The sequence below is a fragment of the Nisaea sp. genome (assembly GCF_040217065.1).
Taxonomy (GTDB): Bacteria; Pseudomonadota; Alphaproteobacteria; order Thalassobaculales; family Thalassobaculaceae; genus Nisaea.
Window position 1 is genome coordinate 510,526 of record NZ_JAVJNX010000005.1, and the last position, 13,875, is coordinate 524,400.

The following is a 13,875-nucleotide window of genomic DNA, read 5'->3' on the forward strand; positions in this document are numbered from 1 at the left end:
CAGATATTGCCGGGCTGCATCTGTTGTCCGGGACGAGGCGATGAACGAAGCTGATGCACTCGAAATCGGCCGTGAGGCTGTGATAACGATGCTGACAATGGCGACGCCGATCATGCTGCTCGGCCTCGCCATCGGGTTGCTGATTTCGCTCTTTCAGGCCTTGACCCAGCTGCAGGAAATGACCCTGGTGTTCGTGCCGAAAATCATCATCGTGTTCGGGGGCCTGGTTTTCTTCCTGCCGTTTATGCTGAACACGCTGACGGCCTTCATGCAGTCGATTGCCGACAAGATCATATCGCTCGGATAGGGATGGCGCGAGACCATGCCCTTTGAAGATTTTCTTCCGGCCCAGGTCTATATCATCCTGCTGGTTCTGAGCCGGATCGGCGGAACAATGATGCTGATCCCCGGCGTCGGAGAGACCTTTGTTCCCGTCCGGTACCGGTTGATCCTGGCAATGGGGCTGAGCCTCATCGTCGCGCCTGTTGTTGGCCATACGCTGCCGCTGGCGCCAAGTACCCCTGACCTTGTCCGGCTGATCTTTTTCGAGTTGATCATCGGCCTCTATTTCGGAATCGTGTCCAGAATCCTGCTTTTGACCCTTGATACTGCGGGGCAGGTGATTGCGATGAATACAGGCCTGTCGAATGCGCAGATTTTCAACCCGGCGATTGCCACGCAAGGCTCTTTGCCCGGATTCTTTCTGCTCAACATCGCGACATTGATGCTGCTGATGGCGGACCTGCATCATTTGCTGATCCGGGCCGTGATCGACAGCTATTCTCTGTTTCCGCCCGGTGCGCCGCTTCCTGTTGCTGATTTTGCGGACGCAATTTCAAAGATCATTGCTCACAGTTTTGAGATTGCCATTCAGATTGCCTCCCCCTTCATCGTACTTGGACTGCTTTTCTATATCGTGATGGGAATCATGGCGCGGCTGATGCCGCAGTTGCAGATCTTCTTCGTTGCGCTGCCAATCCAGGTGGTCATGGGACTGTTTGTGCTCTCTCTGGTTCTGAGTGGGGCCATGATGGTGTTTTTAGAGTATTATGGTGCGAATATCGGGGGTTACTTGACCCCGATCTGAATTGGGGGCGCCGCGGCAAGGGAGCTGCGGCGGCCGAGTTTTTCGGAGCCGGTAGCATGTCCGACGACGATGGCGATAAGTCAGAAGAACCGTCTGCGCGAAAACTCTCTCAAGCGCGCGAGAAGGGACAAACGCTCAGCTCCAAAGAGGTGAACAATTTTTCCGTTCTGCTGGGCGCAACTTTGATCGTCGGCCTGATCGGTCCCTATCTGCTGACGGATATGAGTCGCGCACTTCTGGTCTTGATTGAACGTCCTGATCGCATTGACTTGAGTGCTCCCGGACCGGTGCTCTTCGAGACCCTGCTGAATGTCGGGCTCGCGATGGCGGCGCCGCTTGGGCTGCTTGTCGTGCTTGCTGCCGGAGGGGTCCTCGTGCAGATCGGCTGGCTGATCGCACCACAGGCAATCATGCCAAAGCTTGAAAAGATTTCGCCGATCGCCGGGGCAAAACGTCTGTTCAGCCTGAAATCCGTGGTCGAACTACTGAAGGGCGTCGTCAAGATGATGCTTGTCGGTTTCGTCGCCTACCTGATCGTGTCGCCGGAATTCAGCCGCATCGAGCTCATGGTGCAGATGGATATCACGGAACTGCTGAACGAGACCCACTGGGTCGCAATCAAACTGTTTGTCGGAGTCCTGGCGATAACCGGGGTGATGGCCACCGTCGACTATCTCTACCAGCGCTACGAATTCATGAAGCAGATGCGGATGTCCAAGCAGGAGGTGAAGGACGAGCACAAGCAGACCGAAGGCGATCCGCATGTGAAAGCACGTTTGCGTCAGCTGCGGATGGAGCGGGCGAGAACACGGATGATGGCCGAAGTTCCGAATGCGACGGTCGTGGTCACGAACCCGACTCACTTCGCGGTGGCCCTCAAGTATGAGATGGACGTCATGGCCGCGCCACGGGTGGTTGCCAAGGGTATGGATGCTGTTGCCCTCAAAATCCGGGAAGTCGCGACGGAAAATGATGTTCCTCTCGTCGAGAACCGGCCGCTCGCGCGGGCACTGTTCGACAATGCCGAGATCGACGAGGAAATCCCGGAGGAGTATTTCAAGGCCGTGGCAGAAGTGATCAGCTATGTGTTCAAGATGAACAAATCAAACGTGCCCGCGAACATCTCTCTATAAATAAGAGCGGCGTGGGGAAAGGCAGCTATCCTCAACCGTTCCGCAGGTGGGAAACCCGATGGATCCGATGATTTTGCTCGCTGTGACGGGCGTTCTGGCGGCGGTCGCCGTCTGCATCGCTGCGGCAGTGATGCTGAGGCGCGTACGAGAGGCATCCGGAAGCTTCGAGGCGGAGCGTGAATTGCTGCAGCGCGATGTTGCGGCCCTGACGCAGGAACTCTCCGAGCTGAAACAGGCTGCAGAAGCGGAATCCGCTCCACCGCTGCCGGTTTGCCGGTTTTCCGACGAGGGCCGCTTTGTGTCGGCCAATCAGGCTTTTCTCGGTGTGTTCGCGGACGGTGATGAGAATAAGGTGCGTTCAAACAAGGCCGTTCTCCGCCTGCGTCTTCTGGTCAGCAAGCATATGGAGCAGGTCCTGGCCGACGCGCCGGGGGTTCTTACTCCGGCAGGCACGGTTCCGGGCGAAGCAGGAGGCACCCCCTGGCAGGTGCAGCTTACGGCGGACGGGCAAACCGGAAACGGCCGGGCCATTGTGGCTGTTCTGGTGCCGGCTACGGACAGCTGGACCGCGCCGGCACTCGATTACGCGCCGACGGGAATCGTTTTCCTCGGTCCCGATCACCGGACCATTCACGCAAATGCGGCCTATCATGCACTGGTTGAGCGGACAGGGCCGGGTGCAGCCGACAGCGGGCGATCCTTTCTCGACCTGATCGACGAGGAGGACCGCGCGGGATCCGCGCGTTTTCTGGAATCGGCCTCCATAACGGGGGAGAATATCGAAGTTCAGCTCATCGACCATGAAGGTGGCGACGGTATAGAGGTTGCGGTTTACTGCCGTCCCCTGAAAACCGGCGAAGGGCCTGAAGGCTCGGAACTTGCCGTTTACCTGATTGATATCGGCCGCCGCCGTCAGTTGGAGGCGCAGGTGGCCCAATCCCAGAAGATGCAGGCCGTGGGGCAGCTCGCGGGCGGTGTTGCGCACGATTTCAACAACCTACTGACGGCCATGAACGGCTATTGCGATCTGCTACTGGCCCGGCACCGGCCGGGCGACCAGTCCTTCTCGGATGTCATGCAGGTGAAGCAGAATGCCAACCGGGCGGCAAATCTGGTGCGGCAATTGCTCGCGTTCTCGCGCCAGCAGACGATGATCGCACGGGTTCTGGATGTCACTGAAACCGTCGCGGACCTGTCGCATCTCTTGCGACGCCTGATCGGCGAAAACATTGTTCTGAAAATCACCCATGGCCGCGAACTCGCGCCGATCCGGGTCGATCAGGGGCAGCTTGAGCAGGTGGTGATCAATCTGGTGGTGAATGCGCGCGACGCCTGTCCCAGCGGCGGCACGATCACCATGAAGACCCAAGATTTCATAACCCCGACGCCGGTCCGGCGCGGCGATGAGATGATGCCCGCCGGACGCTATGTGCAGCTTGATGTGGTGGATACCGGAACCGGCATCGAGGAAAAGATCCTCGGCCGGATTTTCGAGCCCTTCTTCTCGACCAAGGAGGTCGGACAGGGGACCGGCCTCGGCCTGTCGACCGTCTATGGCATCGTGAAGCAGATCAACGGCTTCATTTCCGTGGCGAGCGTGGTCGGGGAGGGCACCACATTCTCGGTCTTCCTGCCGGCCTATGAAGGCACGGAGGCACTTAGCAGACATGCGGACGGACACCTGGAAGGCACTGAGTCGCGCAAGGACCTGACCGGGATCGAAACCATCATGCTGGTGGAGGACGAGGATCCGGTCCGCCTGTTCGGTGCGCGCGCCCTGCGCAACAAGGGCTACAAGGTGATCGAGGCACGCAACGGTGAGGCGGCTCTGCAACTTCTGTCGGACAAGAGTGAAGAGATCGATCTGCTGATCACCGACGTGGTGATGCCGGGCATGGACGGCCCGACCCTTGTTCGCAAGGTGCGCGAGGACCGGCCGGATCTCAGGGTGATCTGTATTTCGGGCTATTCCGAGGATGCGTTGCGCCAACGCATCGAGGAGGACACCAACATTCATTTTCTGCCGAAACCATTCAGCCTGAAACAGCTCGCCGGTACCGTGAAGGATGTGCTCCACCCGCTATGAGTGAGTTCGGATGATTCGGTTGTCTGATTTGGAACATGGTGAGAACACACAAAGGTTTTCACACTGAAAACGCAAAATGTCGTGGATGGCGGAATTGTAAATCCTAGATTTCGAACAAGAACAAACAGGGAATATTCTCTTGCAAAAGAGAACAAAGATGGTACATACTGCAATCCGAAATTCAGCCCCGTCCCTTCCATTGGGTAAATCGGACGGGCGGGGCGGCACTGATTGCCTTCACAGGCGTCCCTGTGAGATATGGAGGATCGGGTATGTCGGAACTAGCACTCAGAGTCATCGAACGGGACCCCATGGACAAGACTAAGGCGTTGGAAGCTGCCCTCGGCCAGATCGAGAAGGCATTTGGCAAGGGCTCGGTGATGCGGCTCGGCAAGAACGAGCAGGTGGCTGAAGCCGAAGCCGTCTCGTCCGGTTCGATTGGGCTCGATATCGGGCTCGGCATCGGCGGACTGCCGCGGGGCCGTATCGTCGAGATCTACGGCCCGGAAAGTTCCGGCAAGACCACGCTGGCGCTGCATGCCATTGCCGAGGCCCAGAAGAATGGCGGGACCTGCGCCTTTGTCGATGCGGAACATGCGCTCGACCCGATCTATGCCCGCAAGCTCGGCGTCGATCTGGACGAGTTGCTGATCTCGCAGCCGGATGCGGGCGAGCAGGCGCTTGAAATTACCGATACGCTGGTGCGCTCGGGAGCCATCGATGTGCTGGTGGTCGATTCCGTCGCCGCTCTGGTGCCGCGGGCGGAACTCGAAGGCGAGATGGGCGACAGCCATGTCGGCCTGCAGGCCCGGCTGATGAGCCAGGCGCTGCGCAAGCTGACCTCCTCGATCTCGAAATCCCGCTGCCTGGTGATCTTCATCAACCAGATTCGCCTGAAGATCGGCGTGATGTTCGGTAACCCGGAAACCACCTCCGGCGGCAACGCGCTCAAGTTCTACGCTTCGGTACGCCTGGATATTCGCAGGATCGGCGCCATCAAGGACCGGGACGAGGTGATCGGCAACCAGACCCGGGTCAAGGTGGTGAAGAACAAGATGGCACCGCCCTTCCGGGTGGTCGAGTTCGACATCATGTATGGTGAGGGCATTTCCAAGAATGGCGAGATCCTCGATCTCGGGGTGAATGCCGGGATCGTCGAGAAATCCGGCGCCTGGTTCTCCTATAGCGGCCAGCGCATCGGCCAGGGCCGGGAGAATGCCAAGCGGTTCCTGTCCGAAAACAAGGAAATCGCCGACCAGATCGAAAAGCAGATCCGGCAGAATGCGGGCCTCGTCGCGGATGCGATGATGCAGGGCCCGGATGACACGGCACCGGAAGCCGGGGCCTGATTTGCAGGTTTGAGAATTGGCTTCCGGGCCGGTATTTCGCCGCTGTTCGACTGTGACAAACCCCGGCCCGATCTCGGCGCCGGGGTTTTCTTTCGCGAGATCAGGACGGCACGGCGGCGCCCGCGTCCGCGCCATGCCGCCATGGATGTGGAAAACGGCGGATTCCCGGCGGGCCCGTGCTGGACAGAACCGGGCTTCTTCAGTAAAAGCGGAGCCCGCTTGCTGCGATGGCGCGGCGGACGGAGAGGCACGGCTATACCAGCGGCAGAGCTGACGATTGCCGCCGGCCCGGAGGGACAGAATGCAGACCGCGAATGAGATCCGACGCACATTCCTCGATTACTTTGTCGAGAACGGTCATGAAGAGGTTGCCTCCAGCCCCCTGGTGCCGCGAAACGACCCGACGCTGCTCTTCACCAATGCCGGCATGGTGCAGTTCAAGAATGTCTTCACCGGACAGGAGCACCGCGACTACAACCGGGCGGCCACCTCGCAGAAATGCGTGCGCGCGGGCGGCAAGCACAACGATCTCGAGAATGTCGGCTACACGGCCCGGCACCACACCTTTTTCGAGATGCTCGGGAATTTCTCGTTCGGCGATTATTTCAAGGAACAGGCCATCGAGCATGCCTGGACCCTGATCACCAAGCGCTACGGCCTGCCGGCCGACAAGCTGCTGGTGACGGTCTATCACGAGGATGAGGATGCGGCGGCACTCTGGCGCAAGATCGCCGGCCTGTCCGATGACCGGATCATCCGCATCGCCACTTCCGACAATTTCTGGGCGATGGGCGATACCGGCCCGTGCGGCCCCTGTTCCGAGATCTTCTTCGATCACGGCCCGGACATCCCCGGCGGCCCTCCGGGCAGCCCGGACGAGGACGGCGACCGGTTCATCGAGATCTGGAACCTGGTCTTCATGCAGTACGAGCAGATCGCGCCGGGCAACCGGGTGAACCTGCCGCGCCCGTCCATCGATACCGGCATGGGGCTGGAGCGCATCGCCGCCGTGCTGCAGGGCCAGCACGACAATTACGACATCGACCTGATGCGGGCCCTGATCGAGGCATCCGCCCATGAGGCGAATGTCGATCCGGACGGGCCGTTCAAGATCTCGCACCGGGTGGTGGCGGACCATCTGCGCGCCTCCAGCTTCCTGATCGCGGATGGCGTGCTGCCGTCGAACGAAGGCCGGGGCTACGTGCTGCGCCGGATCATGCGCCGGGCCATGCGGCACGCCCATATCATGGGCTGCCGGGACCCGCTGGTCTGGAAGCTGGTGCCGGCGCTGGTCAAGCAGATGGGCGACGCCTTCCCGGAACTTGGCCGGGCGGAAAGTCTGATCAAGGAAACCCTGAAGCTGGAGGAAACCCGGTTCAAGGAAACCCTGGATCGCGGCCTGAAGCATCTGGAGGAGGAAACCTCCCGGCTTGGAGATGGCGAGACCCTGGCCGGCGATGTGGCCTTCAAACTCTATGACACCTACGGCTTCCCGCTCGACCTGACCCAGGACATCCTGCGCGGCCAGGGCCGGCTTGTGGATACGGACGGCTTCGAGACCGCGATGAACCGGCAGCGGGCCGCTGCCCGGGCGGCCTGGTCCGGCTCCGGCGATGCGGCGACCGATACGGTCTGGTTCGAGTTGCGAGAGCAGTGCGGCGCCACCGAGTTCCTCGGCTACGGCACGGACCACGCAGAAGGTCAGATCGAGGCGCTGGTGCTGGACGGCAAGCCTGCGAAGCGGATCGAAGGACCGGCCGAATTCGCCATGATCGTCAACCAGACCCCGTTCTACGGCGAGTCCGGCGGTCAGGTCGGCGATGCCGGTGTGGCGAAGACATTCGGCGGCACCGAGATCGAGATTTCCGACACCCAGAAGAAGGTCGGTGATCTCTGGGTGCATTTTGCCAAGTTGGAGTCGGGTGTCGTCGAGGTCGGCGATGCCGTCGAGCTGGCGGTCGACACTGCCCGCCGGGGGCGCACGCGGGCCAACCACTCCGCCACTCACCTGCTGCACGAGGCGTTGCGCCGTCATCTCGGCAAGCATGTCACCCAGAAGGGCTCGCTCGTCGCGCCGGGGCGCCTGCGATTCGATTTCGCCCACCCGAAAGCCATGTCCCACATGGAGCTGACGGCGGTCGAGACGGAAGTGAACGAGCGCATCCGCGGCAATAGCGGGGTGACCACGACCCTGATGGACCCGGAAAGCGCCATCAAGGCAGGGGCCATGGCGCTGTTCGGCGAGAAATACGGAGACGAGGTCCGGGTCGTCAGCATGGGCGGGGCGACGGACGATCCCGGCAAGCAGCATTATTCGACTGAGCTGTGCGGCGGCATCCATGTGAACCGGACCGGCGATATCGGCATGCTGCACATCATCTCCGAAGGTGCGGTCGCCTCCGGCGTGCGGCGGATCGAGGCTGTGACCGGCGCCGGCGCGCTGGAATATCTCGATGGCCGGGAGGGATTGCTCACCGCGGCGGCGGCTGTCGCCAAGGTGTCCGTCGATCAGCTTCCGGACCGCATCGGCACACTGATCGAGGACCGCCGCAAGCTGGAGCGCGAAGTGCAGGATCTGCGCCGCAAGCTGGCTGAAGGCGGCGGGGCGGGCGAAGCCCAGTCCAGGGATGTGGCAGGCGTCACGTTCGCCGGCCGCGCCCTGGACGGCGTGCCCGCGCGCGAGCTGAAGGGCGTCGCGGACGGGCTGAAGCAGCAGATCGGCAGCGGTGTCGTCGCCGTGGTCTCTTCCGACGAGGGCAAGGCCTCCCTGGTGGTCGGTGTCACGGCGGATCTGACGGACAGGGTCAGTGCCGTCGACCTGGTGCGTGTCGGCTCCGAGGCGCTCGGCGGCAAGGGCGGCGGCGGCCGGCCGGACATGGCCCAGGCCGGCGGTCCCGATGCGGCGGCCGGTCCGGCGGCGATCGCGGCGATCGAAGCGGCGCTGGCGGAAAAGCTCTCCTGACCGGCCATGGCTTTGCCATTGTTTAGGCGTGGCTTTGTCATCGACAGGCGGTCACGGATCGCCGTACTTTATCGGGGAGGCGCCCGCCGGGGGCGCCTTTTCCATGCCGCCCGCAATCAGGTTCCGCCTGGCTACATCACGCGCCCGAGGGAGTTTCCATGACCGAGACGTCACGCTTTTCCGGAACCGACGGATATATCGCGACGGAGGATCTGAAGGTCGCCGTGAATGCGGCCATCACCCTGCAGCGGCCGCTCCTGATCAAGGGGGAGCCTGGTACTGGCAAGACAGTCCTTGCCCACGAGGTGGCCCGGGCGCTCGGCATGCCGCTGATCGAGTGGCATATCAAGTCCACCACCAAGGCGCAGCAGGGCCTCTATGAGTATGACGCGGTCTCCCGGCTGCGCGACAGCCAGCTCGGCGACGCGAAGGTGCACGACATTTCGAACTATATCGTGCGCGGCAAGCTCTGGGACGCCTTTGAGGCGGAGCAGCAGTCCATCCTGCTGATCGACGAGATCGACAAGGCGGATATCGAGTTCCCGAACGACCTGCTTCTCGAGCTCGACCGGATGGAATTCTTCGTCTACGAGACCCAGCAGACCGTGAAGGCGGCCCAGCGCCCGGTCGTGATCATCACCTCGAACAACGAGAAGGAACTGCCGGACGCCTTTCTGCGCCGCTGTTTCTTCCATTACATCCGCTTCCCCGAGCCGGAGGTGATGGCGGAAATCGTCGAGGTGCACTTCCCGAAACTGAAACAGAACCTGCTGCGCGAGGCGCTGGCCTCTTTCTATGAGGTGCGCGAGGTGCCGGGGCTGAAGAAGAAGCCCTCTACCTCGGAGCTGCTGGACTGGATCAAGCTGCTGGTGGTCGAGGACATCCCGCCGGAGACGCTGCGCTCCGGGGACAAGAAGGACATCATTCCGCCGCTTTATGGCGCTCTGCTGAAGAACGAGCAGGATGTGCATATGTTTGAACGGCTCGCCTTCATGGCCCGCCGTGAGGGACGGGGATCATGAAGCGGGCGGCTTTCATACTTGGCGCCATATTGGTGGTGGCTGTTCTTGCCTTTTTCTTTGGCGGCGCCGACGAGGCAACGAAGAAGGCTTCTCCCTCCAGTGAGAGCGCCAACAAGGAAGCGAAGAATCCTTTGCCCTCCAATATTAACGCGGGCAAGGACTCGAAGGCAGCGTTAGCCGACTATGGCAGCGCCGCCGGGAAAATTGCGGCGTCGGTTCCGTTCTGCGGCGGGCCGGACGAGGAACTCGCCTATTTCCTGAAGCAGGCGAAGGAGCTCGCCGAGAAAGCCGGCGCCGGTCCGGTGGAATGGTCGATTATCGAGACGGCGCTGGAGAAAGCCCGCGACACCGCAGAGATCGGCAATCACCATTGCACAGAAGATGGCGGCCGGGCGCTGGCGACAGATCTTCTGGAAAGCCAGAAGGCCCTGCAGGCAGCGCTGCAATAGCGCAGCATGCTCCGGACTCAGGACGTGGGAGTGGCGCCGCCAGAGGGCGGCGCGGTTGTGTTTTCCTTGCCGTAAGTCTCCGCGGCCCGGTCGAGCAGGTTCGGCACCAACCGTTCACTGAATCCGGCAAGCAGGCTGACGAAGGCCAGCTTATAGATCGTTCCCGCCTCAGCCGGTGCGGATGCCGTCGTGCCGAGCAGGTTGCTGACGATCCCCGATTTCAGCGAGATATGCAGGACCACGGCGCCGAGCACGCCGACCAGCATGCGCTGAATCGCGTAGGTGATATTGATAGTCAGGGTGGCGGCGGGATCGATGGCGAGTCTGCGCAGTCCGATGGCGGTCGAGAGCAGGGCGCCGAGACAACCCATCACGGCGGCGACGCAGAGTTCAAAGACGTTGAGGCCGAGCAGCGTCTCTGTTTCGGGGGCCGTCATGGTCTTTGTGTAGATCGCAAGCCCGACGGCGATTTCCAGCGTTGCCACCACGCAGATGCTGAAATAGAGCACGCGCAGGATGTTGCTCAGCCGTTTTGATATCCGGGTATTCAGGTCGGCCAGTGTGGCGCGCCCCTCGTCAGGCTGGCCGCTCAGCGCCTGTGCGATGCCGCGCGCTGTCTCCCGTTCATAATAGGCAAGCCGCGGATCGTCGGACGCGCCGAATTTGCGGGTGATCCAGGCGAGCATCCGGCCCCAGCCGGTGTTCAGCAGGTTGATCTGCTGGTTCAGGTCGGCCAGCTCGGGACCGAGCGCCATATAGTCCTGACGCTGCTGGCGGGCCTGCTGCGGATCGTCGGAGAATTGCGGGCTGATGCCCTTGTCGGTCTTGTAGATCTTGAAATCCTGCACCGCCCAGAGGATGTCGATCACTGTTCTGCCGCGCTTGTCGGGCGTGCCGATCTCCAGCTCCCGCAGCGGGAAAGCATCCGCAGGTCCCGGTTGGACGGGGGCGAGGCGGGCGGTCGGAGCGTCGTCGGTCATCTCGGTGCTATGTGGCGTGGAGCTATGTGAATGACGGTCCGGAGAGGCAATCTGTGAAGAGGGTGCCGCGCTTTCCATCCGGACTTGACCGGCCTCTCTGCTCCTGTGACAAATCCCCATGTTTTCAAATTTCTTCTACGAGCTGAAACGCGCCGAAGTGCCGGTCTCCGTGAAGGAGTACCTGCTGCTGCTGGAGGCCGTGCAGGCCGGGCTCGCGAATTACGCGGTCACGGATTTCTATTACCTCTCCCGCGCGACGCTGGTGAAGGACGAGCGGCATCTGGACCGGTTCGACCAGGTCTTCGGCCATGTCTTCAAGGGGCTGGAGTACCTCACCGATCTGTTCGGCGACGATATCCCGGAGGAATGGCTACGCAAGATGGCGGAGCTGAATCTGACCGAGGAGGAGAAGGCCGAGATCGAGGCCATGGGTGGCTGGGAAAAGCTCATGGAAACCCTGAAGCAGCGTATGGAAGAGCAGGAAAAGCGCCATCAGGGCGGCAACAAATGGATCGGCACGGCCGGCCGCAGCCCGTTCGGCGCCTATGGCTACAATCCCGAAGGCGTCCGCATCGGCCAGGACGGCAACCGGCACAACAGGGCGGTGAAGGTCTGGGACAAGCGGGAGTTCCGCAATCTCGACGATTCTGTCGAGATCGGCACCAGGAACATCAAGATGGCGCTCCGCAAGCTGCGCCGTTTCGCCCGTTCCGGCACACCGACCGAGCTGGATATGAGCGACACCATCCGTTCCACCGCGCGCAATGGTGGGTACCTCGATCTGAAGATGGTGCCGGAACGGCATAACAACGTGAACGTGCTGCTGTTCCTCGATGTCGGCGGCTCCATGGACCCCTTTATCAAGGTGACGGAGGAGCTGTTCTCTGCTGCCCGGTCCGAGTTCAAGCATCTGGAATATTTCTACTTCCACAACTGCCCCTACGAGAAGGTGTGGAAGGACAACTGGCGCCGGCATACAGCGTCGACATCGACCTGGGACGTGCTGCATACCTACGGGCCGGAATATAAGGCGATCTTCGTCGGCGATGCCTCCATGAGCCCCTACGAGATCGCCATGCCCGGCGGCAGTGTGGAGCATATGAACCAGGAGGCGGGCGCCGCCTGGATGCAGCGTCTGACCGGCCATTTCCGGCGCACGGCCTGGCTCAACCCGACGCCCGAGAAATACTGGCACTATACCCAGTCGATCAGCATGATCCGCGACCTGATGGAGGACCGCATGTTCCCGCTCACCCTGGACGGTCTCGACCGGGCAACGAAGGACCTGATGGCGTGAAGATTGACCCGTTCGACCATCGCCTGACCCCGGCCCGCGCGGATATCGCGGCCGATTTCCTCGAAGCCGATATCGACGCGCCGCACTATGTGTCGGGCGAGGCCTGCCGGGTGCTGTCCGGCACATTGTCCGTCCGCGAGGCGCCGGACCCAGCTGCGCGGCAGTCGACCGAACTGCTCTTTAACGAGCGCTTCATCGCCTATGAGCGCAAGGACGGCTGGGCCTGGGGCCAGAACCAGAGCGACGGTTATGTCGGCTATGTCCGCGAGGACGGGCTCGGGCCCGATACCGAGGCGACCTACAGTCACGAAGTGCAGGCGCTCCGGAGCTACGTGTTCCCGGAGCCGGACCTGAAGAGCATCCCGCTCGACATGCTGCATCTCTCCACCCGTGTCCGGGTTTCGGATACCGACGGTAACTATTCCAGAGTGGATTTCAGCGAGACGGGCGGCTGGATCTATACGCCCCATCTTTGCGACGTGACCGAGGTAGAGCCAGACTATCTCTCCACGGCTGAGCTGTTCATGGGCGCGCCCTATGGCTGGGGTGGGCGCTCCAGCTTCGGGCTGGATTGCTCGGCTCTGGTGCAGCTGGCACTGGCCCGGGCCGGGATCACGGCGCCGAGGGACAGCGACATGCAGGAAGCGGCGATCGGCGAGATCGTCGAGGGTGGGCTGGATGCAGCCCAGCCGGGAGACCTGCTGTTCACGGCGGGCCATGTCATGTTCCTGGCCGAGCCGGGCATGCTGCTGCACGCCAACGGTCATCACATGGCCGTGGCCTATGAGGGGCTGGCGGATTTCATGCACCGGACCCGGGACATGGATATCCCGATCCGGACCATCCGCCGGCTGCCGTCTATTCCAGAGATGGAATGAAACGCTCCGCTCCGTCCTCCAGCACGTGAAAGCCGTGCTGCGGGCGGTCAAGGGCGAAGCAGTCTTCCTCGCTCAGCCCGAGATAGATCCCGCGCATGATCTTGTTCACCACGCCATGGGCGATGACGATGTGCGGCATCTCGGCGGCACGCAGCTCGTTCATGACCGGAATCAGCCGGTCGCGGACCATCTCCGTGCTTTCGCCACCGGGATGCCGGTAATGCCAGGGATCGGCCCGCCGGGCGATGGCGTGCTCCGGGAAATCCTCGTCCAGCGCGCCCCAGCCGTGATAGCCGTCATGCTCGCCGAGGGTGATTTCCATCAACCGCTCGTCGAACCGTACCGCCTCGTACGGCAGGCCCGCCGTGTCGCAGATGATGGCGGCGGTCTGCCGGGTGCGACCGAGAGGGCTGGCGAGCACGGGCAGGGCGGTTGCCCCGAGCATTTCGCCGAGCTTGCGACCATGGGCTTCGGCCTGCCGGACGCCGGTCAGCGTGAGGGGGGAATCGAGCTGGCCCTGCAGCCGCCCCTGCCGGTTCCAGACCGTCTCCCCATGCCGGATCAGGAAGATCCTGCCCATGTTCGTCCTCGCGCTCTCTGTTCAGTCTCGTTCGGTTAACCGGGGCTAACCC

General features: G+C 62.0%; 12 protein-coding genes. 10 read left to right on the forward strand and 2 right to left on the reverse strand.

From position 1 onward, the window contains the following. Positions 1–40: 40 nt before the first annotated feature. From fliQ to RH950_RS07105, 8 genes are all read left to right on the forward strand, one after another. Positions 41–307, forward strand: a complete 267-nt coding sequence (gene fliQ / locus RH950_RS07070) for a flagellar biosynthesis protein FliQ (RefSeq protein ID WP_350055103.1) — start codon at positions 41–43, stop codon at positions 305–307. A 15-nt stretch (positions 308–322) separates the two neighbouring features. Continuing rightward, entirely contained in the window at positions 323–1,087 is a 765-nt protein-coding gene (gene fliR, locus RH950_RS07075) for a flagellar biosynthetic protein FliR (RefSeq protein ID WP_350055105.1), read from the forward strand. Between the two features lie 56 nt (positions 1,088–1,143). Further along, positions 1,144–2,220, forward strand: a complete 1,077-nt coding sequence (gene flhB, locus RH950_RS07080; RefSeq protein ID WP_350055107.1) for a flagellar biosynthesis protein FlhB — start codon at positions 1,144–1,146, stop codon at positions 2,218–2,220. Positions 2,221–2,278: 58 nt separating this feature from the next. After that, entirely contained in the window at positions 2,279–4,306 is a 2,028-nt protein-coding gene (locus tag RH950_RS07085; RefSeq protein WP_350055109.1) for an ATP-binding protein, read from the forward strand. Between the two features lie 272 nt (positions 4,307–4,578). Next, a complete protein-coding gene (gene recA / locus RH950_RS07090; protein ID WP_350055111.1) occupies positions 4,579–5,655 on the forward strand; it encodes a recombinase RecA in 1,077 nt (358 codons plus the stop codon). Between the two features lie 301 nt (positions 5,656–5,956). Continuing rightward, positions 5,957–8,617 carry an alanine--tRNA ligase gene (gene alaS / locus RH950_RS07095; protein ID WP_350055113.1) on the forward strand — a complete coding sequence of 887 codons (2,661 nt, stop codon included), beginning with the start codon at positions 5,957–5,959 and terminating at the stop codon, positions 8,615–8,617. A gap of 158 nt (positions 8,618–8,775) precedes the next feature. Beyond that, positions 8,776–9,639, forward strand: a complete 864-nt coding sequence (locus RH950_RS07100) for an AAA family ATPase (RefSeq protein WP_350055115.1) — start codon at positions 8,776–8,778, stop codon at positions 9,637–9,639. Further along, positions 9,636–10,088, forward strand: a complete 453-nt coding sequence (locus RH950_RS07105) for a hypothetical protein (RefSeq protein WP_350055117.1) — start codon at positions 9,636–9,638, stop codon at positions 10,086–10,088. The genes RH950_RS07100 and RH950_RS07105 overlap by 4 nt, the downstream gene beginning before the upstream one ends. Before the next feature lie 17 nt (positions 10,089–10,105). Here RH950_RS07105 and RH950_RS07110 read toward each other — a convergent pair whose 3' ends face one another. Then, a complete protein-coding gene (locus RH950_RS07110) occupies positions 10,106–11,068 on the reverse strand; it encodes a hypothetical protein (protein WP_350055119.1) in 963 nt (320 codons plus the stop codon). A 118-nt stretch (positions 11,069–11,186) separates the two neighbouring features. Between RH950_RS07110 and RH950_RS07115 the strand changes: the two genes are divergently transcribed. Together RH950_RS07115 and RH950_RS07120 are read left to right on the forward strand one after the other, a co-directional pair. After that, a complete protein-coding gene (locus tag RH950_RS07115; RefSeq protein ID WP_350055121.1) occupies positions 11,187–12,365 on the forward strand; it encodes a vWA domain-containing protein in 1,179 nt (392 codons plus the stop codon). Beyond that, positions 12,362–13,243: a C40 family peptidase gene (locus RH950_RS07120; RefSeq protein ID WP_350055123.1), complete on the forward strand. Its 882-nt coding sequence runs from the start codon at positions 12,362–12,364 to the stop codon at positions 13,241–13,243. The genes RH950_RS07115 and RH950_RS07120 overlap by 4 nt, the downstream gene beginning before the upstream one ends. Here RH950_RS07120 and RH950_RS07125 read toward each other — a convergent pair. Then, positions 13,224–13,823, reverse strand: coding sequence for a histidine phosphatase family protein (locus RH950_RS07125; RefSeq protein WP_350055125.1), 600 nt, complete (start codon positions 13,821–13,823; stop codon positions 13,224–13,226). The two genes, RH950_RS07120 and RH950_RS07125, sit on opposite strands and share 20 nt — an antisense overlap. Positions 13,824–13,875 lie beyond the last annotated feature (52 nt).